We start from the raw sequence: 22,679 nt of genomic DNA, 5'->3' as shown, positions 1-22,679 counted from the left end.
GAGCCGCGCACAGTCGATCGGTCGATTACCGCGCTGGCTGCAGATGGTCTGTATCGCACCGATCATCACCTAGCCTTGGCACGCTCGCAGTCGAGCGACGGGCATGACCCCGAGGCATTGGTCGAGCGCCATGTACGGCGTCTGGAAGCCCTGCGCCGGGCCGGTATCGTCGAGCGGTTGGCCGAGGGTGTCTGGCGGGTGCCGGCCGACCTGCCCGAGCAAGGCCGGCAGCATGATGCTCGCCGCCTGGGCGATGTCGCCGTCCAGCTGCGCACGCCGCTGCCCCTCGAGCAGCAGGTGCGCGCCGTCGGTGCGACCTGGCTGGACCAACAGCTGATCGGCGGCAGCCGAGAGCTGGTCGACACGGGCTTCGGCAAGGAGGTGCGCGAAGCGTTGCGGCAGCGCGCCGACTTCCTGGTGGTACAGGGACTGGCCCAACGCCAGGGCCAACGCGTGGTGCTCGCACGCAACCTGCTGGCCACCTTGCGCGGAAGGGAGCTGACCGCGGTAGCGCGCGAGATCTCGGCGCAGACGGGCCTGCAGTACCGCCCGGCAGTCGATGGCCAGCGCGTCAATGGGATCTACCGACGTAGCGTGCAGTTGACCAGCGGCCGTTTTGCCCTGCTCGACGATGGCATCGGCTTTAGCCTGGTGCCGTGGAAGCCGGTGATCGAGCAGAAGCTCGGGCAGAGCGTATCGGCAGTGATTCAGGGCAACAGCGCGTCATGGCAACTGGGTCGCCAGCGCGGACCGTCGATTGGTTGAGCAACAGGCGCCGGAGCTTATACCAGCGCCGGCTCCTGCTGCTGCATTACTACGCGCTAGGGTCACAAGCAGTTGGTCTGTGACAGGAGTAGCCCCAACTGCTTTGCGTGAAATTTAGGTTCATGGCAGATGCATCTAGGCCAGCCGCAAGGCCAACGCCAGCGAGATGGACAGCAGCGCGACCAGATTGCCCAGGATCACGATCGACGCGACCTTCTCCGGCTCCTGGGCATAGCGCTCGGCGAACATGAAGTTGAGCACCGCCGGCGGCAGCGCGCCGAAGATCAGCAGGATGTCCGTCTCGCGATTCGACAGGCCAAACGCCAGGCAAAACAGGTAGGCGATCAGCATGCCGGTCAGCGGTGTCGCCACAGCACCGACCGTGCCGATGCGCCAATGCGCGAAGGGCGCAGTGTTCAGGCGCACGCCAAGGGAAAACAGCATCAGGCCCGTGGATACGTCGGCAATGATCTTGATCGCGGAGAGAAAAGGCGGCCACATCGCGATGCCCGACATACTCACCAGCACGCCGGCAACTCCGGCGATGATCACCGGCTCACGGAGCAGCCCCCACACCCTGGCGTTGCGCCCAAGCCACCAGGTGGCAATGGCGAAATGCAGGACGTTCTCTACCAGAAACAGCACCACCGCCGCCGGCAGCACCTGCTCGCCGAAGGCGAACAGCAGCAGCGGCAACCCCATGTTGCCGGCGTTCTTGAACATCATCGGTGGCAGTAGGGTTTTCGGTGTATAGCCCAGCCGGCGGGCAATGGGCCAGCCGAGCAGGCCGGAGCCAAGCACGATGACCAGGCCACCGAGAGCGATCATCTGCACTTCGGCCAGATCGACGCTCTTGCCCGCCAGCGCCGAAAAGATCAGCGCGGGCACGAAGATGCCCATGTTGACCTGGTTGGTGGCGATCATGTCCGGGCGATGCTTGCGACCATACAGGTAGCCAACCGCGATGACCGTGAACAAGGGGAAAACGATGCTCACGATCTGCACGAGCATGGGGCAACCTTAGCCGCTGGCGAGTGGGTGGTGCTGGGCGACTCAGCCCTTTGTGGGCGTGCCGTTGAGGGCGTAGTAGCTGCGGATCACCTGGCTGTCGTCGGCTCGCCCCTCACCACGCCCGGCAGTGGCCAGGAACAGCTGGTGCGCCACGGCGGCAATCGGCAGCGCGGCCTGAGCGTCGCGACCGGCCTCGAGCACGATGCCCAGGTCCTTGACGAAGATATCCACCGCACTGCTGACCTCGGGCTCGGCCTGCAGCATGCGCGGGCCGCGATCCTTGAGCATCCAGCTCGATGCTGCAGAACCGCCCATGATTTCCAGCAGTACCGGCAGCTCGACCCCGACCTTGGCGGCGAGGGCGAAGGCTTCGGCGACCACGGCGATATGCACACCGCACAGCAACTGGTTGACGGCCTTGACCGTGGCGCCCTGCCCGGCTAGCTCGCCGACATGGAAGATGCGCTGGCCGATGCTCTCAAACACCGGCTGTACCGCTTCGAAGGTGGTGCGCTCACAGGCCGCCATGATGGTCAGCGAGCCGGCGATGGCGCCTGCGGTACCACCGGATACCGGGGCATCGACGAAGCGCCGCCCCGCACCCTTGACCCGCTCGGCAATACGCTCTACGGCAGCCGGTGGACAGGTCGCCATCAGACAGACGACGCCATTCTCGGCCAGTGCCTCCAGCGCACCGTCATTGAACAGTACCTGCTCGGCCTGGGCGGCATTGACCACCATCAGGATCAGCACATCGGCACCGCTGGCGGCAGAGGAAGCGTCGGCTGCCGCCTCCCCGCCCGCCTCAGCGAGTGTGGCGAGCGCCGCAGAATTGAGATCGATACCACGCACAACGTGGCCCGCGGCGAGCAGGTTCTTGGCCATGGGCAGGCCCATCGAGCCAAGCCCGGCAAATGCAATCGTAGTCATGGGAATTCCTTGCATGGCGCAGCCCTAGCATGCGCCGGGGCTGCGCTGATCAGTACAGGGTGAAAGCCGGAATAAAGGAGACCAGGCCGAGTACGATGATCGCCACTAGGTAGAACGGCCAAAGCTCGCGCACCACTGCTCCGACCTTCTCGCGTGAAATCGCCGAGGCGATGAACAGCGTGGTACCCACCGGCGGGGTAAACAGGCCGATGCTCAGGTTGACCACCATCATGATGCCGAGCTGGGTCAGGTCGAGACCGATGGCGTTGCCGATGGCGACGAAGGTAGGCCCCAGCAGCAGGATCGCCGCCGGCAGGTCGAGGAACATGCCCACAACAACCATGATCAGGTTGAGCATGAGGATGACCATCCACGGCGAACTCAAGGTTCGCGCGGTCCACTCGGCCACGGCGGTCGGCACCGACTCGACGGTCAGCACATAGCCCACCAGGTTCGAAGCGGCGATCACCAACATCACCACACCGGTAGTAATCGCAGTGTGTACCAGCGCGTCGTAGAGCCGGCGCAGGGTCAGGTCGCGATAGACCAGCATGCTCACCATCAAACCGTAGAACACGGCCAGCACGCTGACCTCGGTCGGTGTGGCGATACCGGCGCGTAGCAACACCACGATGAAGGCCGGCATGGCCAGCGCCGGTGCAGCAGCGACCGTCACGCGCAGCACACCTTTCAAGGTAATCTCACTGGCCAAGCGCTTGAAGCCACGCAGACGGCCGGACAGGTAGCAGGTCAACATGAAGCCGACGCACAGCAGCAGCCCCGGCACCAGGCCGGCGAGAAACAGCGCGGCAATCGACTGGTTGGACACGGCGGCGTAGAGGATCAGCGGAATCGACGGCGGAATCAGCCCGGCGATAGTCGCCGACGACGCCGTTGCTGCGGCGGCAAAGGCGCCCGGATAGCCCTCGCGCTTCTGCCAGGGAATCAGCATCGAACCGAGCGCCGATGCCTCCGCCACGGCCGATCCGGACACCCCGCCGAATACGGTCGAGCCGACCACCGTGACCTGGCCAAGCCCGCCGTGGAAGCGACCGACCAGCATGGTAGCGAAGTCGATCAGGCGCTTGCCCAGCGTGCCGCCCATCATCAGGCTGCCGGAAAGCATGAAGAACGGGATGGCCAGCAGCGGGAAGCTTTGCGTGGGCTGAAAGATCTTCACGATCGCCGCCACGCTGGGTATGCCGCCGACGACGACAGCCGCCAGCCCCGAGCTGATCAGCAGCGCGTAGCCGACCGGTACTGCCAGTGCCAGCAGCACGGCGAATACCAGAAGCATCATGAGAGTCATAGGTCATCCTCGATGTTATGAGCACGGACGGCGAGCGGATCGCCGGCTTGCAGCAGATGAACCAGCGTGGTCAACGCGGTAAGGCCAAGACCGACGAACCCGGTGATCATGGCCAGATAAGCCCATCTCGCCGAAATGCCGGTGACGGGGTAGATCTCGCTGCCGGTGATCTCGATCACGTCGAGACCGACCCAGGCCAGGTAGAAGAACGTGACGGTGATCAGCAGTTGATGGCCGATCAGCAACAGCCGATTGCCACCCCGCCCCAACCAGCCCTGGATGGCGGTGACGGCGATGTGCTGACCACGCTGGGCAGCCAGCACGATGCCGCCCATGACCAGCCAAGGGAACAGGATGTTGGGCATCTCGGTGGGCCAGCCCATGCCCTGATTGGTCAGGTAGCGCACAACCACCTCGGCCATCAGCGATACGAACATGGCCACCAGCGCCGCAATCACGACCGCCACGCTGGCGGCCACGATTGCGCTGTCCACCCACTTCACCACCTGCGTCAGAGCACCGGCCTGCGCGGCTTCCTTGCCGGGGTTTTGAGCGGCCATCATTGCTTGCTCGCCTCCGTGACGATCAGCTCGACCAGCTCGGGGTACTGCTTCGACCACTTGTCATAGACCGGCTTGGTCTTGGCGGCGAACTCGGCCTGATCGATTTCGTTGATATCGACTCCGGCTTCGGTGAGCTTGGTGCGCAACTCGATATCGGCAGCCAGGGACATCTCGCGGTTGAGCTTACCGGCTTCGACCGCGGCTTCCTTGACCGCCTGCTGGTCGGCCTTGGACAGCGAGGCCCAGATCATCTTGCTGGCCAGCAGCGGCGTCGTCTCGTACTTGTGCCCGGTCAGCGAGATGTACTTCTGTACCTCGTAGAGTTTCGAGGAATAGACGTTCATCAGCGGGTTCTCCTGGCCGTCGAACACGCCCTGCTGCAGGGCGATGTAAAGCTCGGAGAAAGCCAGCGGACCGGGGTTGGCGCCAAGTGCCTTGAAGATATCCAGGGTCATGGCATCCGGCGGTGTACGCACCTTGATGCCCTGCAGGTCTTCGGGTTTCACGATCGGACGCTTGTTGTTGCTGGTGTGGCGAATGCCGTTATCCCACAGTGCCAGCACCACCAGCCCTTTCTTGTTGGCTGCCTCGTCGAGCTTGGCACCGACCGGGCCATCGACCACTTTGTAGGCGTGTTCCAGATCGCGGAACAGGAACGGCAGGCCGACCAGGTTGAACTCCGGCACCACGCCGGCGGTGCTGCCCTGGGAGTTGGTGCTGAACGCCAGTGTGCCCAGGCGCATGTTGGTCAGCGATTCGACATCGTCGCCGAACTGGGCGCTACCCGCTAGTACTTTGCGATCCGCAGGTATGCGAAGGCTTCTGGCAACAACTGCAGCGGGTGCTGGGCGCCGTGGATACACGACTGACCATTGCCGACCACGTTCCCACTCTGGATCTGATGATGGCGCTGGTAGCCGCGGGTTACGGCCTCGGCTTCTCCAGCCTGGCGCGCATTAACGAACTCAACAATCCGGACGTCGTGGCCCGGCCGCTAGACGGCTGCGCATCGATGCTAACCACCTACTTGGTAAGGCGCAAAGGCGATCCGGCCGAGCAACTGGCGCGATTCATTGGGCGGGTGAGCCCGGCGGAAACCCAGGCGTTGCTGCCGGATCACACATCACAGAAGGAAATCGCTTGATTGCCCCAGGCACAAGATCTCCTCACTCACACCAAGCACACTACGCAGAACGCATTATCGGCAGCCCAGCCATCTGGATGAGAAGGACGAGCACGATGAGCTGAGCGGTGACCAGACCAGCTTATGCAGTTGAAGGCACTTCTTGAGTAAGAACTGAAGGCGAGACAGGCACCATGACCAAATGAGATATTTTTCCAAGCTGATCGAAGGGCTCGACGATTTGGCCGCAGCAAGAGTGTGCAAACGTACGCGACTTACCCAAAAAATCGAATGCAAGATCCTGCAACCACCCTGCTTTCAATCCTTTGCGGCGAGCGAATATATCGCAACGTCGAGTTCAATTCAGACCCGCGCTCATCCTGAAGTTTTTCGCGATTCGAGCGGATACCTCAACTTATGCCCGCAAGACGCTTCAGGCTCTCGATCGCATGCTCAGGCTCGTTATTGCTCATAGCAGCCGCTAAACGCATAAGCACCTGGTCACGACGAACCTGAAACTGCGGTAACACATAAATCGCACCAATCAGCTCACGCAATGTTATTGGCATCCCCCAATGCGCCTTAAGAGCGATAGCAAAGGACTTAGCATAGTCATCGCATGCCTGGATGACTGCACCGTCGTCCATAGGATTGCCTCGCTCCATCCATATGTGCGTTTGCTGCAAGACACATAATTCGCCAAGTCGATGCAGTATTGCCGCCGTCTGCAGGGCGCCATGCTCTACACCAGACTGCCGGGCTAATTGCACAACCCTTTCAGCCAGTCGTTCCGAGGCATCCAAATGCTCCTGCATGAAAACAGAGAGCAGTGGATTTACACAACCGCCGGCATGCCGCAATGCCAGAGCAATTGCCAGATTGAGGCTGGTGCGCCCGCCCAAGCGCTTAAGTGCATCTATCAAGCTGGTACAGCGCTGTTCCCCTACGAGATAAGCTGGACTGTTGGCTGCAGCAATCAGATAAGCACTGAGGGCGGGGTCGTGTTGCCACTCCTCGGCCAGCTCTCGAAAATCCAGCGGTGTACCTCGGGCGGCCAGCATCAACCGATCCTTGACCTTAAGCATCAACGGTAAATCCAGATCCGCGGCGGAACGACCGGACAAAAACGTCTTCAGGTCCTCAGGAAACAGTTCATGAGCCACAGTCGTATGATCCGCCGGCAGCAGGCTCTCCAGGCACTCAAGCACTTTTGGCACGTCGAAGGGTTTGGTGATGTAGGCACTAATTGCCAGCGGCCTGATTGCCAGAACGCTTTCGCGATCAGCACGACCAGTGATCATGACCAGCGGCGTGCCCTTATCCTGCTTTCGAATCAACTGCAACAGCGTCAGGCCAGAGTCTCCGGGAAGGTTCCAGTCGGCTAGTACCAGTTGATAGATATGGCTCTGCCACCCGGCATAAGCGCTTTTGACATCTCCGTAACAGTCAACCTGTGCGCCAGGCCTTCTACTCAACACCAGCTGTTTGAGCAAACCTGCCAGCCAAGGATCGTCATCTACAACCATTACACGCATTGGCGTTCCTTTCCGAACCTTGAGCCTTCAACGAGATAAGCACATACCGCCGATACTCACATTACTGCCTCTCCCTGACCGTTCCTAATCCTGGGAGCTAGAATTTACGCCTCAGCCAAACATACTTTGTTTCGGCCAGCATTTTTTGCAGCGTAGAGAGCCTTATCTGCAGCATAGATAAGCGCATCGGCTTCTAGTTCAACACACGACGCTACGCCAGCACTGAGGCTGACATTGAAATCGCCAATCCCGCTGGAGAAGCTTATTCGCGAGAACTGCTGACGAATTTCGTCCAGGATCTGTACTGCTTGAGTACCACTGCACTCGGGCAGCACTGCCAGGAACTCTTCGCCACCGTAACGACCAATTGCATCGACTCTGCGCAGTCGCTGCCTGAGCAGGTTGGCGAGTGCCCGTATCACGTTGTCCCCAACCGCATGGCCGTGTAAGTCGTTGACTTTCTTGAAATGGTCGATATCCAGCATCACGACGCTTACAGGCTTACCTGTGCGCAACGCGCGCTCCTTCTCAACTGCAACCTGCTCCTTGATATCCGCGTGCTTCAGCAGTCCCGTCAGACTGTCTCGTGACAACGCATTGCTGAGTAACCTCGCCCTTTGTGCCCTGGCAAAAACCGTAGCGACCAGGCTCTTGTCGGCTATAGGCTTGGTGACGAAGTCATCACCCGCCTTGAGCAGGGCATTCATCTGCAAGCCGATATCGGTTTCAGCCGAAAGATAGATGATAGGTATTCTGATCCAGTCATCGTTGAAGCGAATCATCTGAGCAAGCTCGGGACCCGAGCAGTCTGGCATATTCACATCCAGCAGCAGCACCTCAGGATTGAATCGAGCAATCGTCTCAAGTATCCGGTTTGGCTCATTGATTACCTCAACCAGCATATTTGCGCTGCTCAGCACCAAGCGATAGTGACTGGCCAACTCATAGTCGTCATCGATGATCAACACGCGGTAGGGAGTCCCACCCTGCTGGGCGAAACATCGTTCAAGGCGACTCTCAAGCTTGGCCACATCAACAGGCTTGCTGAAAAAGCCGACGGCACCTAGGCGTGCCGCCTGTAGCTGAGTATCGAAGTCATTCTGCGTCGTCAACACCAGGAACGGCGGCACTTTCGGGAGACGAGCAAGCAGTGAGGACGCATACTCCAGACCACTCTGCTGAGTATTGCCAAGATTGACATCGACAATCAGTGCGTCTGGGCTCAGTCGAGCAATCGCCTCGTCAAGTTCGGCAGTGCTGGCAAAGTGGCTGGCTTGATAACCGAACGTCGAGAGCGTTCGACGGATACTCTCACCGACACTTTCCTCATCCTCGAGAATGTAGATGAGATGGCAATCTTCATTTGGGGAGCTGTTGAGCGACATCTCAACGGAGCTAGGAGCTGTAACTACCGCAGCACAAAGATCCGAGGTGCCTGCCAGCATCTGGATGTCATCAATAAATGTTTCGAGCCCCTTGCGTTGCAGCTCCAGGCTACTGAGCCATTGTTGCGACTGCTGCTCAAGCGATCGAGCTTGATCGCCCAGCTCCTTGAAACCGAAGGTACCGGCACTCCCCGCCAGCTTATGTAGCTGGTTGCGCAGCTCCTGCAGGTGCTCAAGCTGTTCCGCTGGATCAGATGAGCGCTCTAATTGCCGCGCCCTATCTGCCAGTTGCGGTAGTTCTTCCTTGAGCCGTTTGGCGAACTGCTCGCCCAGTAGCTGCAACTGGACTTGTAGGTCAGCCAACTGCTTCTGTCTATCCATTGGGGCGACTCCAAATGGCGCGTATCTGACTCGCCAACTGCATCGGATCGAAGGGTTTGATGATTACGTCACGTGCACCGAGGCTCAGATAATGCTCGACTTCTGAAGACTGTACCTTGGCAGTCATAAACGCAACTGGGATAACGTTGATATCCACCAGGTTTACTAATTGCTCAAGCGTCTGCGGGCCATCCATTCCGGGCATCATGACATCCAGCAGAATAAAGTCCGGCGCAAAACCCAACACCTGATCGATAGCGTCCTGACCACTGCTGCAACTCAGCACCTCAAATCCACCAACAGCCTCCAGAGCAACCTTGGCAACGGTCTGAATGGAGGGGTCATCCTCCACATGCAATATGCGCTTCAGCTCACGCATGGTTATTCTCCCTTGTCGGTAGTAGGCGAGCGAGCACATCAAGAAATGCCTGTGGTTCTGTTCGAGACTTGGCCAGTGCCGCCTCGACAAAGCTGAGCTGTTCCGTCGAGAGCTCTGTCGAAGACAGAACCACTATCGGTAGCCCGGGATGGGCCTGATGGATCTCCTCAATCAGATTGAAGCCATCACCATCTGGTAGGTGCAGATCGAGCAGCACCAGATCCCATGTACCACATGCTAACTGCTGCCGAGCCTCCATGAGGTTGCCGGCGCCCTCGCACTCAGCCAGACCTCTGGCCTGCTCGGCAACAACCATACGCAGATCGGAGTCATCCTCAATATGGAGAATGCGGGACTTATTTCTCGGGTTGCCGAGTGACCGGCGTAGGCCGTTCAGCAGTCGCTGCGGGTCAATGGGTTTATCCAACCAGTCAACGATGTGCATACCCCCCTGGAGATTGAGCTGCCCTTGGTCAGCAGCGGCGGTTATGACAATAACAGGCAAGTCCTTCTTGCGTAGTAAACGCTGCATCTCCAATAGGACCTCAAAGCCGTGGCCATCAGGCAGACGCAAGTCCAAGGTCACGGCGGCTATATCGTGCCTGGCCAGGATATATCGCGCTTCAGCCAGATTTGCTGCCACTACTGCCTGATAGCCCCCCCCCTCAAGCATTAACTGAAGCAACCGGGCTACGTCAGGCTCATCTTCTACCACCAGGATTGTGGGGCGTTGCATGTCAATGAGTGGAGGGCTCTCGGCCAGCACCGGCAGCTCGAACCAAAACGTGCTGCCCTGGCCCTCATGAGAGTCGAAGCCCACCTGCCCCCCCATGCGCTCGATAAGCTCTTTGGTGATCGCCAGGCCAAGTCCGCTGCCGCCCTTTTGCCGCTGATCACTGCTGTCTGCCTGGGAGAATTTCTGGAAGATATGCGGGTGAAAATGTTCGGGGATGCCCCGACCTTTGTCGGTGACGCTCACTCTGACACGCCCATCTCGAAGTGTGCTGTGCACCCGAACCGAAGCACCGGTGGGAGAGAACTTGATGGCGTTGGACAGGTAGTTAGCGAGCACCTGTTGTAGCCGAAGCGCATCGGCGCGTACCTTGACAGGATGCGGGGGATCAAGCACCAGCTGAACCTGATGCTGCTCAGCGTAGGAGGTATTGCTAAGCAGAGCCTCATTGAGTTGCTGGCCCAAATCAAGGTTGGTGAACTCGAAACTGAGCTTGCCGGCAGCCAGTTTGTCCATGTCGAGGAGATCATTAATCAGGTGGCACAGGCGCTGACTGTTCTGCTGGGCGATCTCCAACATGGGGCGCATGCTGTCGGGTACCGCGCCGAGTGCGCCACCGTTGACCAAACCCAGGGAGCCTGAAATCGAGGTCAGTGGCGTACGCAGCTCATGACTGACCGTTGATACGAAGTCATTCTTGAGTTGCTCGATACGCTTCTGCTCGGTCAAATCCATTGCAGTGCCGCTCGCGCTGAGCATATGCCCGTCAGGCGAGCATTGAATCAACGCTCGCAGAAGTACGGGCAGAGTCTGTCCGTCCTGCCTTATCAATCGGCACTCATGATTGAGGTAATGCTCTCTGACTCCCTCGGGTGCTACAAGCTGAGCACGAAGGGCCGCTACATCGTCAGCGTGAACCAGTTGTTCAAGGTCATTTAAGGGTGTCTGCGGCCCCTTCTCCGGATAACCCAGCATCTGCCAGATTTGACTCGAGGCAAAGAAATGACCTGCCTCTACGTCCTGGTCCCACCAGCCATCGTGCCCCCCCTTCAATACCCGCTGGAGCCTTGCCTCGCTTTGACTTAGCTGTGACGTCATGTCACTGGCCAAGGAGATGGCTCGCTGCTGGCTATTGGCAAGCACCTGTGTCAGGAAGAACAGGAGCAAACTGATCACGCCTCCCAGGCTCAGCAACAGTACCTGGCCTTGCTTGAAGGACTCGTAGAAACCTGGCTGCGTATAGAAGCTCACATAAAGTGGCTTGCCAAACAGCTCTAACTGCTCGGAGCGTGAAGGCTTGCCAGCCCGCTCAAGCCGCGGATGGCTGATGAATATCCTCTCTTCAGGAGAGGCCTTGTCTCCGGTGTAAAGGGCGAAGTCAACCTGCAACTCTCTACCATCAAGTATTGCCTGCATGAGGTCGGTCACGCGATAGGGGTTATACACAAAACCACGTAGAGCATCCCAACGCTCGACAGAAGAGTTCAACGAAGCTCCGGGCTGATAAACGGGGACGTACATCAGCAAACCTGCTTGCGCAGGCCCATTATTCTCCTGGAGAAGCGTAACTTTGCCGCTAAGTTGCGGGCGACCGGTTTCAACTGCCCGACTCATAGCTGCTCGCCGCGTAGGCTCGGAAAACATGTCAAAGCCAAAAGCAGCCAGATTTCGGCCGCTAAATGGCTCCAGATAGATGATCGATGTGTACAGATCACGCTTGCCTGCAGGTTTGATGGCGAACTCAGCAAAGCCCTGCTGGCGCACGCTCTCTTCAAATGCCTGCAACTGTTCCGGCCGCACGACCTGGCTATAACCAAGTCCGAGAATTCCGGGATAATTGGAATCCAGGTCCAAACGCTGCACATAGCGCCGCCAATCGTCACGGCTCACGTCAGTACTGGCGTCGAAAAGGCCAGCCGCTCCCAGCAGGATCTGGCGATGATTGCTCATCCGTTTCTCGATCGCCTCCAGCACCTCGTTACCCAACTGCTGGAACTCATAATCTGCTGCCTGCTTTTGGGCGGTACTCAGTGCGAACCATGCCCCTAGCGTACCCAAGACGCTGCACAAAAGAACCAAAAGAGGCATGAACCTTGGCGCCTTGGTCAAGGTATGTTCCAGCATTGTCATAGCGTTTCATCCTGAAGTAGAGCGGGTAAGTCAATCCAAAAAACAGCGCCACCTTCGGGGCGTGGATAGAAGCCGATGGAGCCCCCCATACGCTCCATCAGCCCCTTGCTGATGGCAAGCCCCAACCCGGTGCCACCTTTCTGTCGGCGGTCACTGGCATCAGCTTGGGAGAACTTTTCAAAAAGACGATCAACAAAATCTGCAGGAACGCCCGGCCCCTGATCGGCGACCGAAACTCTGACGTGCCCGCCAAGCGCCTGCGCAGATAGGAGTACCCGACTACCTGCAGGGGAAAACTTAAGTGCATTGGACAGCAGATTGCTCAGCACCTGCTGCAAACGCAAGGGATCTGCCATGACAGAAGTTACTACCCCTCCTGCATAGTCAATCTGAACATCATGCTGTCGGGCGAACCCTTGATGGCTAGTGGCACAATCGGTGAGAAAACTATCGAGATCCAACCGCTGGGGAACAAAGCTCATCTTGCCTGCGAGCAACTTGTCCATATCCAGCAGATCATCAATCAGCTGGCGCAGGCGCTGAGAATTGCTCTGGGCAATCAGCAGCATCTCTCGCATTGCATCTGGTACGGGACCCAACGCCTCACCGTTGATCAAAGCCAGCGATCCTGCAATGGAGGTAAGGGGGGTACGTAGTTCATGGCTGACGGTCGAGACAAACTCGCTCTTCATCTGCTCAAGATGTTTTCGCTGGGTGATATCAGTGATAAATCCATGCCAGAGAATGCTGTCATCGCTACGCCGCTGGGGCGTAGCCCGACCTTCCAGCCAGATGGGCCCCTTCGTAGGGTGTAGAAAGCGGTACTCCTGATGCCAGACGCTCAAGTTTTCCGCTGATGCCTGAATACTGGCAGTCACAGCGGCAAGATCATCCGGGTAGATGCGCGCGAAAACGAGGCTTGCATCTTTTTGCACGTCCTCGGGCTGCAGTCCATAGACATCCCTCAACCCCTCGCTGGCGTAAGGAAAACAACTGCGCCCGTCAGAATGCAGCTGAAACTGATAGACCACGCCTGGAAGTTGTTCGGCGATATGCTGCAGGCGCTGCAGGGCTTCCTCGCGGTAGCTCAGGTCATTGAGGATGCATAGATAGCCCATTTGCTGACTGCCATCTATGGCAACCGGCGCCAGGCTGAACAGTACGGGAATGCGCTGCCCCTTGCGATGTCGCGCGCTCGTCTCACGCTGACTCGCCTGTTCAGAGCCGCAGTTGATAGAAGCCCTGGCGGGATCAGGTTGTAGCTGACGATCCTCATCCGGTAGCACCAGCCCGAGACTTTGACCGATCAGGTCATCCACCTCATAGCCCAATAAAGGCAGCACCCCCGGACTGACCTGGCGGATCACGCCCTCCATGTCGGTGATCAGCACCGCAGTTCCCACGCTGCTCAAAATCGCTTTGTGCAGCGCCGCCTGCTCCCGCTGCTGGCGCGCCTGCAAGCGCAGCTCGAACAGGTTGATGGCCTGCTGCGCGAGCAGTTTGAGGGCGCCCTTCTGTTGAACATTGAGTTGACGTGGCTGGCGGTCGATCACACACAGGGTACCCAGATTATGGCCTTCGCTGTCAGCCAGCGGCATACCCGCATAGAAACGAATATCCGGGGCGCCGGTCACCAGCGGGTTATCCCTGAAGCGTGGATCCAGCAAGGCATTTTCCACTTCAAACAGGCTCTCGCCGTTGATGGCATGTGCGCAGAACGCCAGCTCTCGTGGTGTCTCACTGGCGTCGAGACCCTGTCGACTCTTGAACCACTGGCGCTCGGCATCTACCAGCGAGATGAGCGCAATCGGGGTTTCGCATAGCTGCGCAGCCATTGCGGTGATGTTGTCGAACATCGCCTCTGCCGGCGTATCGAGCAGCTCAAATCTGAGCAAGGCGGCAAGGCGGCGGCTCTCGTTAGACGGTATGGGAGGAAACCCCTGGGACTTGCGCTTCGTCATACCCTGACCACCTGATTGGCAATTGGCAGCTCCAACCAGAAGGTGCTGCCCATCCGTTCCTTTGACTCGTAGCCAATGTGCCCAGACATGGCTTCGATCAGCTCTTTGCAGATGGCAAGCCCCAGGCCAGTGCCGCCCTTCTGCCGTGCATCGCCACCATCGGCCTGGGAAAATCGAGTGAAGAGCCGGCTCCTGAACTCTTCTTTGATACCGATACCCCGATCCTTGACACTGATCCTCAACCAATCACTATCGACACTTGCCTTTAGTGTCACAACAGATCCGGGTGCGGAGAACTTGACCGCATTGGAAATCAAGTTGGCCAGAATCTGCGCCAGCCGCTGCCTGTCGATGGCTACGTGTACCTCGATAGGGCTACCGACGAGTTCGAGCCTAACCTGATACTCATTGGCATAAGGCTGGTTATGTGTGACGGCATCCTCAAGCAGCGGCCAAATAGGTTGTTCGCAAATGTCGTAGCGCATTTTTCCTGCCGCCAGCTTTTCCATATCCAGCAGATCATTGATCAGCTCTTGCAAGCGCGAACTATTGGACTGAGCGATTTGCAGCAGGGACTGCATCGCTTGCGGCACTTCGCCCAGAGCCCCGCCATTGATCAAGCCTAGAGAACCTGCAATGGAGGTCAGCGGTGTGCGCAGTTCATGGCTGACACTGGCAATGAACTCGCGTTGCATTTGCTGGAGGCGCAGACGCTCGGTAATGTCCTGAATATGCAGTATGCAGAGTGCACCCTCAGTCTCGGATAGCCCCAACCATGAGGCGCTGCACTCTACGTCGACAGGGTTCTGCTCACCATCCAGTAGCCGTATCCACCAGCCTAGCCGGGCTTGCGCGTTCTCTTGGGCGAGATGTTGGCGCAGTTTTTCACGATCATTCGGGAGGCAGAAATCAGCCAGTGCTGTGCCAACCAACTTTTCGCGGCTGCGCTCAAGAAGTTGGCATAGCGCCTGGTTGGCCTCCAGCATCTGCCCTGAGGCGTTCAGCATTGCCATCCCTTGTGGCGCCAGATCGAAGGCTTGCATGAAATCCTGCTGACTCCTGCTCAGCGCCAGAGCCAGACTCGCCCTACGACGATGCAAATGCATCATCCAGGCGGTTAGCAAAGTGATAAGCAGGGCGAGACTCCAGCCCAGAGTCCTGACAGGGGTCAAGGAAGCAATCGGCTGTGACGTACTCGAAACCTGAAGTTGCCACTGTGCCCCGGCCAGCGATACCGGCAAGCGAACGTTATCTCGCGTGGCTGAGGTTGCGACCGGGACATCAAAAGCCAGGAGGGCAACGGCGAGATCACGTTGGCGTGCCAGGACATCCAAGTCAGCGATAAGCCGGTCGTAATCAATGACGGTACTAATCAGCCCCCAATAGCGTTGATCCTGCAAATAGACCGGAACCCTGTAGATAAGCCCCTTACCGCCCTGTACCAGATTCAGGGGGCCATCCAGCCGAGGCTTCTTGTTAGCTATAATTTTCTGAATATGCGGCCACTGCTCGGCTAGGTCGGGGTAGTAAATGCCCAGGGCCGATTCATTCCCCTCAAGTGGATAGAGGTAAGAAATTCGGTTATCGGGTGCCAATCCAATATTGCGGATGTAGCGTCCCTGGGTGAAAAGCCCACGTAACCAGGGTTGCAGTTCGGCCGCATCCAAGCGCCCCTGCTTTGCCGGTACATAACTCGCCAGCCCGCTGGCAAGGTGCAGCGTGGCATTCAGCTCAGCCAGAAGAACCGCCCTTATCTCGTAGGCCTGGGCACGCAGAAAACGCTGCTCTTCCTGATAGCGATTCTGGTTGTAGCGCCAAAGCCCAAGCTCAACCAAGCCTCCCAATGTCAGCAGTATGACCAGAAGCCATATCCCCGCCATAGTCCTTGGCTCTTGGTTTGGCCGATTCAACAATTGTTCTCCACCGGTAGCTCCACCCAGAAGGTGGTGCCCTGGCCCTCGACGGACTCAAAGCCGATCTGCCCGCCCATTCGCTCAGTCAGCTCCTTGGTGATTGCCAGCCCAAGACCTGTACCGCCTTTAAGCCGGGTATCCGTGGCATCAGCCTGTGAAAACTTACCGAAGATGCGTGAGCGGAAGGCATCAGGGATCCCCACACCAAAGTCACGTACGCTGATGCGCACCCGCGTCTTGGCCGGGGCAGCAGAAATCTCAACATTAGCGCCCGGTGCAGAGAACTTGGCAGCATTGGAGAGCAGATTGGACATGATCTGCGCAAAGCGCTGCCTGTCCACACGCACCGTGACATCCAGCTGCGGCTTCAGTTGCAGCGCAACCGAATGCTGCGTGGCATAGGGCTGGTTCTGCTCCCTGGCAGCCTCCAGCAGTGGCCAGAGTGGCAGCGCCTGCAGGTCAAAGGTCATCTTTCCGGCCACCAGCTTGTCCATGTCCAACAAGTCATTGATAAGATCTGCCAAGCGCTGACTGTTGCTCTGAGCAATTCGCAACATTTCACCCATCGGCACAGGTACCTCGCCCAGCGCCCCGCCATTGATCAGACCGAGAGCTCCGGCAATTGAGGTGAGGGGTGTACGCAGTTCGTGGCTGACGGTGGAGACGAACTCGTTCTTCATCCGCTCGATGCGCTTGCGATCGCTGATGTCGCGGATGACGGCAATAAAACGGCGCTGCCCCCGGAGCATGATCTGCGATATGGCCAGTTCCATAGTGAACAGCTCACCATTGCGCCGCTGCGCGAGTAACTCCATTCCCTTCGTCAGTAGTGCGGGCACGCCGTTCTCTCGGTAAGCGGTCAAAAGATCGTCATACTGCTCACGGTAGCGTTCGGGCATCAACATCTTAAAGCTCTGACCTTCCGCACCTGCCTTCGCATAACCGAAAATCCTTTCAGCCGCCGGGTTGAATGTCTCAATCAGCCCTGCCTCGTCGATGGTCACGATGGCGTCAATGACGTTGTCCAGCAGAGTGCTGAGATACTCTTCACGCTCACGCAGACGCATCTCGGCCTCGAAGCGCTCCGTAATGTCCTGAATCTGCGAAACGAAGTGCAGGGGCAAACCCTGGGCGTCACGCACCAACGAAACACTGAGCAGAATCCACAGCACACTGCCGCGCTTGTCGATGTAACGCTTCTGCAGTTGATAGTCGGCGATCACACCATCCAGGAGCTGTTGCAGCAGCGCCAAATCCTTGGCCAGGTCATCAGGGTGAGTAATATGCTGAAAGTCGAGTTGCAGTAACTCTTCTCGGCTGTAACCCAGCATGCGACAGAGAGCGCCATTGACCTCGAGCCATCGCCCGTCAAGATTAACGATCGCCATGCCCTGGGGAGCAGTATTGAATGCGCCATTGAAGCGCCGCTCACTGACACGCAGCGCGTCCTCGGCAGCCTTGCGGTCGCTGATGTCCCAGATAAAACCGGATATCCAGAGCAGCTCACCGTTGGCGTCATACTCCCCTCGACCTCGCTCTCTCACCCAGACACAATGACCATCGACATGCCGGAGTCGGTAGGTGAGCTCGAACTGTTCATGCCGCTCAATGGCCGCGACAGACTGATGGGTGATGTGCAGATCATCAGGGTGCACAACACTGGAAAAGCTTCGTACACGGTTGTCAATGAAGTCACTGGCCGGATAACCAGTCAGACAAGCGACTTCATCACTCATGTAACGCATGGTCCAGTTGGCATCGTTCTCGCAGCGATAGACAACTCCGGGCAGGTTGGCAACGAGTTCCCGGAAACGGTTTTCGCTCTCCTGCAACGCCCTGGTGGTGGACTGCAGTTCGGATAGATCACTGGCAGTGCCTAAAAAACCGGATAGCGTGCGCTGCCTATCGAATATGGCACTCACCGTCAGGTTCACCCTGCGCTGAGTTCCATCCTTGTGAACGTAAGTCCACTGTCGCGTTTCAGGCTCTCCCTGCCGCGCCAGATGGACGAAAACCTCGAAACCACTGATCTCGCGACCTACTCGCTGTGACAGCTCGCGCCCGCGCTGCTCAACCTCATCGCTCAGGTGAATTAACGCTGGAGTCTGGATACCAACCATTTCCTCAGCGGTATAACCCAGCAGGCGTTGGGCTCCGCAGTTGAACAGCGTGATCAATCCATCTGGAGTGGTGGCGATCACACTAACGCCGGTAGCCGAGTCGAGAATCGCCTGCAGTTGAGCACTGGTGCGGTGGGCCTCATTCTGCTGCTCGCGCATCTCGGTGATGTCGGCATGGGTGCCGCACATCATCAACGGCTTGCCTTCATCGGTCCAGCTCACCACCCGCCCGCGGTCCTGCACCCAAACCCAGCGCCCCGACTTATGGCGCATACGGCACTGATAGTCATAAAAGGGTGTTTCCCCCCGGAAGTGGCGCTCCAGACGATCACCTGACTCACCAAGGTCATCGGGGTGAGCGTGGTTTAGCCAGGTATTGATGTCGACGGGAGACAGTTCCTCAAGGCGGTAACCGATGATCTCAGCCCAACGCTCATTGAAAGTGGTTTCCCCCGTCTGAACGTTCCACTCCCATGTACCGATGTTGGTTCCATCGATGATGCTTTTGAGGCGTTCGGCCTGCTCCCATAGGGCTGCCTGAGTTTGCGGCTGGGTGGGGGTCTCTCGCATTCAAAGCCCTACTGCTGGCAGATTTATACGAACAGGGTAGATGATCATTGAGAAAAAATCGCCAAGTGAAACAGACCTCAAAAAAGGAGTTAGCTTGGACTTGCCCCTATCAAACCGGACACCGGCACCCCGTTAAGTTGATGTCTTAGCCAAGCGCCTGAACTCGCGAGGCGAGCGGTAGCTCAGTGCGCTGTGCGGATGCTCCTCGTTGTAATGCTCGAAGGCGATGGCCAGGTTGCGCAGGGCCGTCGCCCGATCGGGCTTGGGCATGTGGCGGATGTAGTCACGCTTCATGGTCTTCACGAAGCTCTCCGCCATGCCGTTGCTCTGCGGGCTGCACACCGGGGTTGTCAGCGGTAGCAGGCCGATCTGCCGGGCAAAGGCCCGGGTCTGTTCGGCGGTATAGGCCGAGCCGTTATCGCTCAGCCATTGCACCGGCGCCGCCGGCAGCCCGCTTCCGAAGCGTTGCTCGATGGCTTCCAACATCACGTCGCGGACATCGTCGCCACTGTAGCCGTTTGGGCTGGCCACCCAACTGATGGCCTCTCGGTCGCAGCAGTCCAGAGCGAAGGTCACGCGCAGTTTTTCGCCGTCCTTGCAGCGGAACTCGAATCCATCCGAACACCAGCGGGTGTTGCTCATGTCCACGGCGACACGACCTTCGTGACGCCGCGCTACACCCGGCTGTTTACGCCGCCGCTCTAGCAACAGATCGTGGTCACGCATGACGCGGTAAACCCGCTTCACATTGACCGGTGGCCGGGCCTGCTGCTCATGCTGCCGACGCAACAGGCCCCAGACCCGGCGATAGCCGTAGCTGGGCAACGTGCCGACGGCCTGCTTGATCTGCTCGACCAGGGCCGCATCGTTGAGCGTCCTGCGACGACGCGGTTGCGGCCCCGGAACAGGCTGTTTGAGTCGAGCCGTCAATTGCGAGCGCGCCACACCGAGACTCCCACTGACCGCTTTCACTGGTCGTCCCCCGGCAACAAGGGTGAGTGCGCAATCCATTTTCGCGAGCGAGCGATCTCCACCGCTTCCTTGAGTATTTCGGCTTCCATGGTTTTCTTGCCCAGCATCCGTTGCAGTTCGCGGATCTGCTTAAGGGCATCGGCCAGCTCGGAAGCAGGCACCACCGCTTCACCGGCACTGACCGCCGACAGGCTGCCGTCCTGGTAGAGCTTGCGCCAATGGAACAGCTGGTTGGGATTGATGCCGTTACGCCGGGCCACCACCGAGACGCTTTGTCCGGGCTCCAGGCTCTCGCGCACCATGGCCAGTTTCTCCTCTACGCTCCAGCGGCGCCGCCGCTCCTGGCCGAGCACTTCGATGGTCTTGTCTTTGCTGGTAGTCATAAACACAGTCGTTTGCCTATCCCTTATGGTAAGGGGGAAACGGTGTCCTGTGTTTCAAGGGGCTCGTTCATAGCTCACTTCGAATCAGGGCCAATAACTATCGTTTATGACAGGTTCCTTGTTTACCCCGACCAGTTGTTACCGGACATCACCAAACCGTTATCGACACCATTCCTTGCCGGCCTTACCCGCTAATCGCCACAGTACACTGTGTTACCTCATCCCTCTTAATACCCACCGAAACGGTCTTTGACCCCTACTCCCCCAGTACCGAACCTCTCGCCCGCGGCACATCTGCGTGCCGTGCGTTTTGCCTGGGAGGTCGGGTTCAGGGATGCATGCAACAACGGTTCTGTACGGCCAAGTGCTGGTGGTGTTGGCCATTACCCTGTCCGGGGTGTGGGGTGCTACGCAGTGGACGGCGGCCACGCTCGGCTATCAGGCGCGCCTGGGGGCACCCTGGTTCGATCTGCTGGGCACGCCGGTGTATCACCCCTGGCGTCTATTCGAGTGGTGGTTTGTCTTCGATGCCTATGCGCCGGATGTCTTCAACGTCGGCGGCAGCATCGCCGCCTGCAGCAGCCTGCTGGCGTTGGTGGTGGCCATCGGCATGGCGATCTGGCGGGCGCGCCAGGCACGCCGAGTCACCACCTACGGTTCGGCGCGCTGGGCCGATGCGGATGAGGTGCGCAAGGCCGGCCTGACCCAGCCCGCGGGCGTGTTCCTCGGCCAATTCGACGATCAGTACCTGCGCCACGAAGGCCCCGAGCATGTGCTGACCTTCGCGCCGACGCGCTCGGGCAAGGGCGTCGGCCTGGTGGTACCCACCCTGCTCTCCTGGCCCGCCTCGGCGGTGATCCACGATATCAAGGGCGAGAACTGGAGCCTGACCGCGGGTTGGCGCTCCCGCTTCTCGCACTGCCTGCTGTTCAACCCCACCGACCTGGCCTCGGCCGCCTACAACCCGTTACTCGAAGTGCGTCGCGGTGCACACGAGGTGCGCGACGTACAGAACATCGCCGACATCCTGGTCGACCCAGAAGGCGCGCTGGAACGGCGCAACCACTGGGAGAAGACCAGCCATGCGCTGCTGGTCGGCGCCATCCTGCACGTGCTCTACGCCGGCCAGGACAAGACCCTGCGCGGCGTCGCCAATTTCCTTTCCGATCCAGCCTGCACCTTCGAGCTGACGCTGCACCGGATGATGACCACGCCGCACCTGGGCGATGCACCGCATCCGGTGGTGGCCTCGGCGGCACGGGAGGTGCTCAACAAGAGCGACAACGAGCGCTCGGGTGTGTTGTCCACGGCTATGTCGTTCCTCGGTCTATACCGCGACCCGACCGTGGCTGAGGTCACTTCGCGCTGCGACTGGCGCATCGCCGACCTGATCTCTGCCGAGCATCCGGTGTCGCTGTACCTAGTGGTGCCGCCCTCGGATATCAGCCGCACCAAGCCGCTGATCCGCCTGATCCTCAACCAGGTCGGCAGACGCCTGACCGAGTCGCTCGACGGCTCCGACGGCATCGAGCGCCGGCACAAGCTGCTGCTGATGCTCGATGAGTTTCCGGCGCTGGGGCGATTGGACTTCTTCGAGACGGCGCTGGCCTTCATGGCCGGTTATGGACTGCGCGCCTTCCTCATTTCGCAATCGCTGAACCAGATCGACAAGGCCTACGGCCAGAACCACTCGATCCTCGACAACTGCCATGTGCGAGTGACCTTCGCCACCAACGACGAGCGCACCGCCAAGCGCATCTCCGAGACTCTCGGCACTGCCACCGAACTGCGCGCGCAGCGTAACTACGCCGGCCACCGCCTGGCGCCCTGGCTGGGCCACCTGATGGTGTCGCGCCAGGAAACGGCTCGCCCGCTGCTGACTCCGGGCGAGGTGATGCAACTGCCCAGCGACGAGGCCGTGGTGATGCTCTCCGGCCTCGCACCGATCCGCGCGAAGAAGCTGCGCTACTTCACCGACGCCAACTTCCAGAGCCGGGTGCTGCCGGCGCCACGCTTGCAGCCGGGTCGCTACGCCGACACACCGGCGCCGCGCGCGGACGACTGGAGCGGCCTGGCCGTGCCTGCAACCGTTGCCGCGTCGCCGACCGACCTGAGCGATGACGAGACCATCGAGGACGGCGGCCCGCGCCGTCAGCCCGAGCTGGCGGAACTCGCCCAGTTGCCGGATCACGACGAGCTGGCCAGCGACCTGCTGCTGCTCGACGAGGACGACATTTCCACGCCCTTCCCCACCCAGCCGGATCCGCGCCTGCAACGCGTGGCGCGGCTGGCCGCCCTCGACCCTGACGATGGAATAGTCCTATGAGCCGAGCCCGTCTCAACCTGTTTATCCAACCCGAGCATGCTAAGCGCCTGAACGAACTGGCGATCACCAGGGGCGTGTCGAAGTCCTCGATCATCGCTGCGGCGCTGGCCTCCTGGCTGTCACCCGAGTCTGGCGAGCAGCGCGAGGTGGCCATGGCCAAGCGCCTGGACCGGCTATCGCGTCAGCTCGA

Annotated in this window: 16 protein-coding genes and 1 pseudogene; 4 read left to right on the top strand and 13 right to left on the bottom strand. The window is 59.3% G+C overall.

What is annotated here, in order from left to right; all coding sequences use genetic code 11:
* A partial coding sequence (locus DXK50_RS24460; protein ID WP_212632093.1) for a DUF3363 domain-containing protein occupies positions 1-765 on the top strand: 765 nt, incomplete at its 5' end.
* 135 nt (positions 766-900) lie between these two features.
* Here DXK50_RS24460 and DXK50_RS24455 read toward each other — a convergent pair.
* From DXK50_RS24455 to DXK50_RS24435, 5 genes are read right to left on the bottom strand one after another with little or no spacing between them, the layout of a single operon-like run.
* Complete coding sequence (locus tag DXK50_RS24455; protein ID WP_212632092.1) at positions 901-1,776, bottom strand: AEC family transporter; 876 nt, start codon at positions 1,774-1,776, stop codon at positions 901-903.
* 42 nt (positions 1,777-1,818) lie between these two features.
* Positions 1,819-2,706: an NAD(P)-dependent oxidoreductase gene (locus DXK50_RS24450; RefSeq protein ID WP_212632091.1), complete on the bottom strand. Its 888-nt coding sequence runs from the start codon at positions 2,704-2,706 to the stop codon at positions 1,819-1,821.
* A 49-nt stretch (positions 2,707-2,755) separates the two neighbouring features.
* Positions 2,756-4,015, bottom strand: coding sequence for a TRAP transporter large permease (locus DXK50_RS24445; RefSeq protein WP_212632090.1), 1,260 nt, complete (start codon positions 4,013-4,015; stop codon positions 2,756-2,758).
* Positions 4,012-4,578: a TRAP transporter small permease gene (locus tag DXK50_RS24440; protein WP_212632089.1), complete on the bottom strand. Its 567-nt coding sequence runs from the start codon at positions 4,576-4,578 to the stop codon at positions 4,012-4,014. The genes DXK50_RS24445 and DXK50_RS24440 overlap by 4 nt, the downstream gene beginning before the upstream one ends.
* On the bottom strand, positions 4,575-5,321 hold the full coding sequence (locus DXK50_RS24435; RefSeq protein ID WP_249187019.1) for a TRAP transporter substrate-binding protein: 747 nt from the start codon (positions 5,319-5,321) through the stop codon (positions 4,575-4,577). The genes DXK50_RS24440 and DXK50_RS24435 overlap by 4 nt, the downstream gene beginning before the upstream one ends.
* Positions 5,322-5,356: 35 nt before the next feature.
* Between DXK50_RS24435 and DXK50_RS24430 the strand changes: the two are divergent.
* A pseudogene (locus DXK50_RS24430) lies at positions 5,357-5,722 on the top strand (LysR substrate-binding domain-containing protein); the annotation flags it as partial.
* Between the two features lie 389 nt (positions 5,723-6,111).
* Here DXK50_RS24430 and DXK50_RS24425 read toward each other — a convergent pair.
* The 8 genes from DXK50_RS24425 to DXK50_RS24390 all read right to left on the bottom strand — a co-directional run bounded on the left by DXK50_RS24425 (position 6,112) and on the right by DXK50_RS24390 (position 20,163).
* Entirely contained in the window at positions 6,112-7,236 is a 1,125-nt protein-coding gene (locus DXK50_RS24425) for a response regulator (protein WP_212632088.1), read from the bottom strand.
* A 104-nt stretch (positions 7,237-7,340) separates the two neighbouring features.
* Positions 7,341-9,002 carry a diguanylate cyclase gene (locus DXK50_RS24420; RefSeq protein ID WP_212632087.1) on the bottom strand — a complete coding sequence of 554 codons (1,662 nt, stop codon included), beginning with the start codon at positions 9,000-9,002 and terminating at the stop codon, positions 7,341-7,343.
* A complete protein-coding gene (locus tag DXK50_RS24415) occupies positions 8,995-9,381 on the bottom strand; it encodes a response regulator (protein ID WP_212632086.1) in 387 nt (128 codons plus the stop codon). The genes DXK50_RS24420 and DXK50_RS24415 overlap by 8 nt, the downstream gene beginning before the upstream one ends.
* Positions 9,374-12,244 carry a hybrid sensor histidine kinase/response regulator gene (locus tag DXK50_RS24410; RefSeq protein ID WP_212632085.1) on the bottom strand — a complete coding sequence of 957 codons (2,871 nt, stop codon included), beginning with the start codon at positions 12,242-12,244 and terminating at the stop codon, positions 9,374-9,376. Before DXK50_RS24410 ends, DXK50_RS24415 begins: the two co-directional genes overlap by 8 nt.
* Entirely contained in the window at positions 12,241-14,205 is a 1,965-nt protein-coding gene (locus tag DXK50_RS24405; RefSeq protein ID WP_212632084.1) for an ATP-binding protein, read from the bottom strand. Before DXK50_RS24405 ends, DXK50_RS24410 begins: the two co-directional genes overlap by 4 nt.
* Positions 14,202-16,085, bottom strand: a complete 1,884-nt coding sequence (locus DXK50_RS24400; protein ID WP_212632083.1) for an ATP-binding protein — start codon at positions 16,083-16,085, stop codon at positions 14,202-14,204. The genes DXK50_RS24405 and DXK50_RS24400 overlap by 4 nt, the downstream gene beginning before the upstream one ends.
* Positions 16,086-16,111: 26 nt before the next feature.
* Positions 16,112-18,808 (bottom strand): PAS domain-containing sensor histidine kinase, encoded by a 2,697-nt coding sequence (locus DXK50_RS24395; RefSeq protein ID WP_249187018.1) that lies wholly within the window; start codon positions 18,806-18,808, stop codon positions 16,112-16,114.
* A gap of 132 nt (positions 18,809-18,940) precedes the next feature.
* Positions 18,941-20,163, bottom strand: a protein-coding gene (locus tag DXK50_RS24390; RefSeq protein WP_212632082.1) for an IS3 family transposase whose coding sequence is annotated in 2 segments (ribosomal slippage) — positions 18,941-19,818 and positions 19,818-20,163 — 1,224 coding nt in all. Because the reading frame shifts where the segments join, the coding sequence is not laid out codon by codon here.
* Between the two features lie 334 nt (positions 20,164-20,497).
* Between DXK50_RS24390 and DXK50_RS24385 the strand changes: the two genes are divergently transcribed.
* Complete coding sequence (locus DXK50_RS24385) at positions 20,498-22,489, top strand: conjugal transfer protein TraG (protein WP_212632081.1); 1,992 nt, start codon at positions 20,498-20,500, stop codon at positions 22,487-22,489.
* Positions 22,486-22,679 (top strand): ribbon-helix-helix domain-containing protein (locus DXK50_RS24380; RefSeq protein ID WP_212632080.1); only part of this gene is annotated, 194 nt, incomplete at its 3' end. The genes DXK50_RS24385 and DXK50_RS24380, both read left to right, overlap by 4 nt.

Origin of the sequence: Pseudomonas sp. KB-10 (assembly GCF_018221585.1) — a bacterium.
Taxonomy (GTDB): domain Bacteria; phylum Pseudomonadota; class Gammaproteobacteria; order Pseudomonadales; family Pseudomonadaceae; genus Aquipseudomonas; species Aquipseudomonas yangonensis.
The sequence above is the reverse complement of the archived record's forward strand: the minus strand, read 5'-3'. Positions and strand labels throughout refer to the sequence as shown.

Coding starts and splice junctions, on each gene's coding strand:
- DXK50_RS24455 (WP_212632092.1), bottom strand. CDS start 1,776: ATGCTCGTGCAGATCGTGAGCATCGTTTTCCCCTTGTTCACGGTCATC.
- DXK50_RS24450 (WP_212632091.1), bottom strand. CDS start 2,706: ATGACTACGATTGCATTTGCCGGGCTTGGCTCGATGGGCCTGCCCATG.
- DXK50_RS24445 (WP_212632090.1), bottom strand. CDS start 4,015: ATGACTCTCATGATGCTTCTGGTATTCGCCGTGCTGCTGGCACTGGCA.
- DXK50_RS24440 (WP_212632089.1), bottom strand. CDS start 4,578: ATGATGGCCGCTCAAAACCCCGGCAAGGAAGCCGCGCAGGCCGGTGCT.
- DXK50_RS24435 (WP_249187019.1), bottom strand. CDS start 5,321: ATGCGCCTGGGCACACTGGCGTTCAGCACCAACTCCCAGGGCAGCACC.
- DXK50_RS24425 (WP_212632088.1), bottom strand. CDS start 7,236: ATGCGTGTAATGGTTGTAGATGACGATCCTTGGCTGGCAGGTTTGCTC.
- DXK50_RS24420 (WP_212632087.1), bottom strand. CDS start 9,002: ATGGATAGACAGAAGCAGTTGGCTGACCTACAAGTCCAGTTGCAGCTA.
- DXK50_RS24415 (WP_212632086.1), bottom strand. CDS start 9,381: ATGCGTGAGCTGAAGCGCATATTGCATGTGGAGGATGACCCCTCCATT.
- DXK50_RS24410 (WP_212632085.1), bottom strand. CDS start 12,244: ATGACAATGCTGGAACATACCTTGACCAAGGCGCCAAGGTTCATGCCT.
- DXK50_RS24405 (WP_212632084.1), bottom strand. CDS start 14,205: ATGACGAAGCGCAAGTCCCAGGGGTTTCCTCCCATACCGTCTAACGAG.
- DXK50_RS24400 (WP_212632083.1), bottom strand. CDS start 16,085: ATGGCGGGGATATGGCTTCTGGTCATACTGCTGACATTGGGAGGCTTG.
- DXK50_RS24395 (WP_249187018.1), bottom strand. CDS start 18,808: ATGCGAGAGACCCCCACCCAGCCGCAAACTCAGGCAGCCCTATGGGAG.
- DXK50_RS24385 (WP_212632081.1), top strand. CDS start 20,498: ATGCATGCAACAACGGTTCTGTACGGCCAAGTGCTGGTGGTGTTGGCC.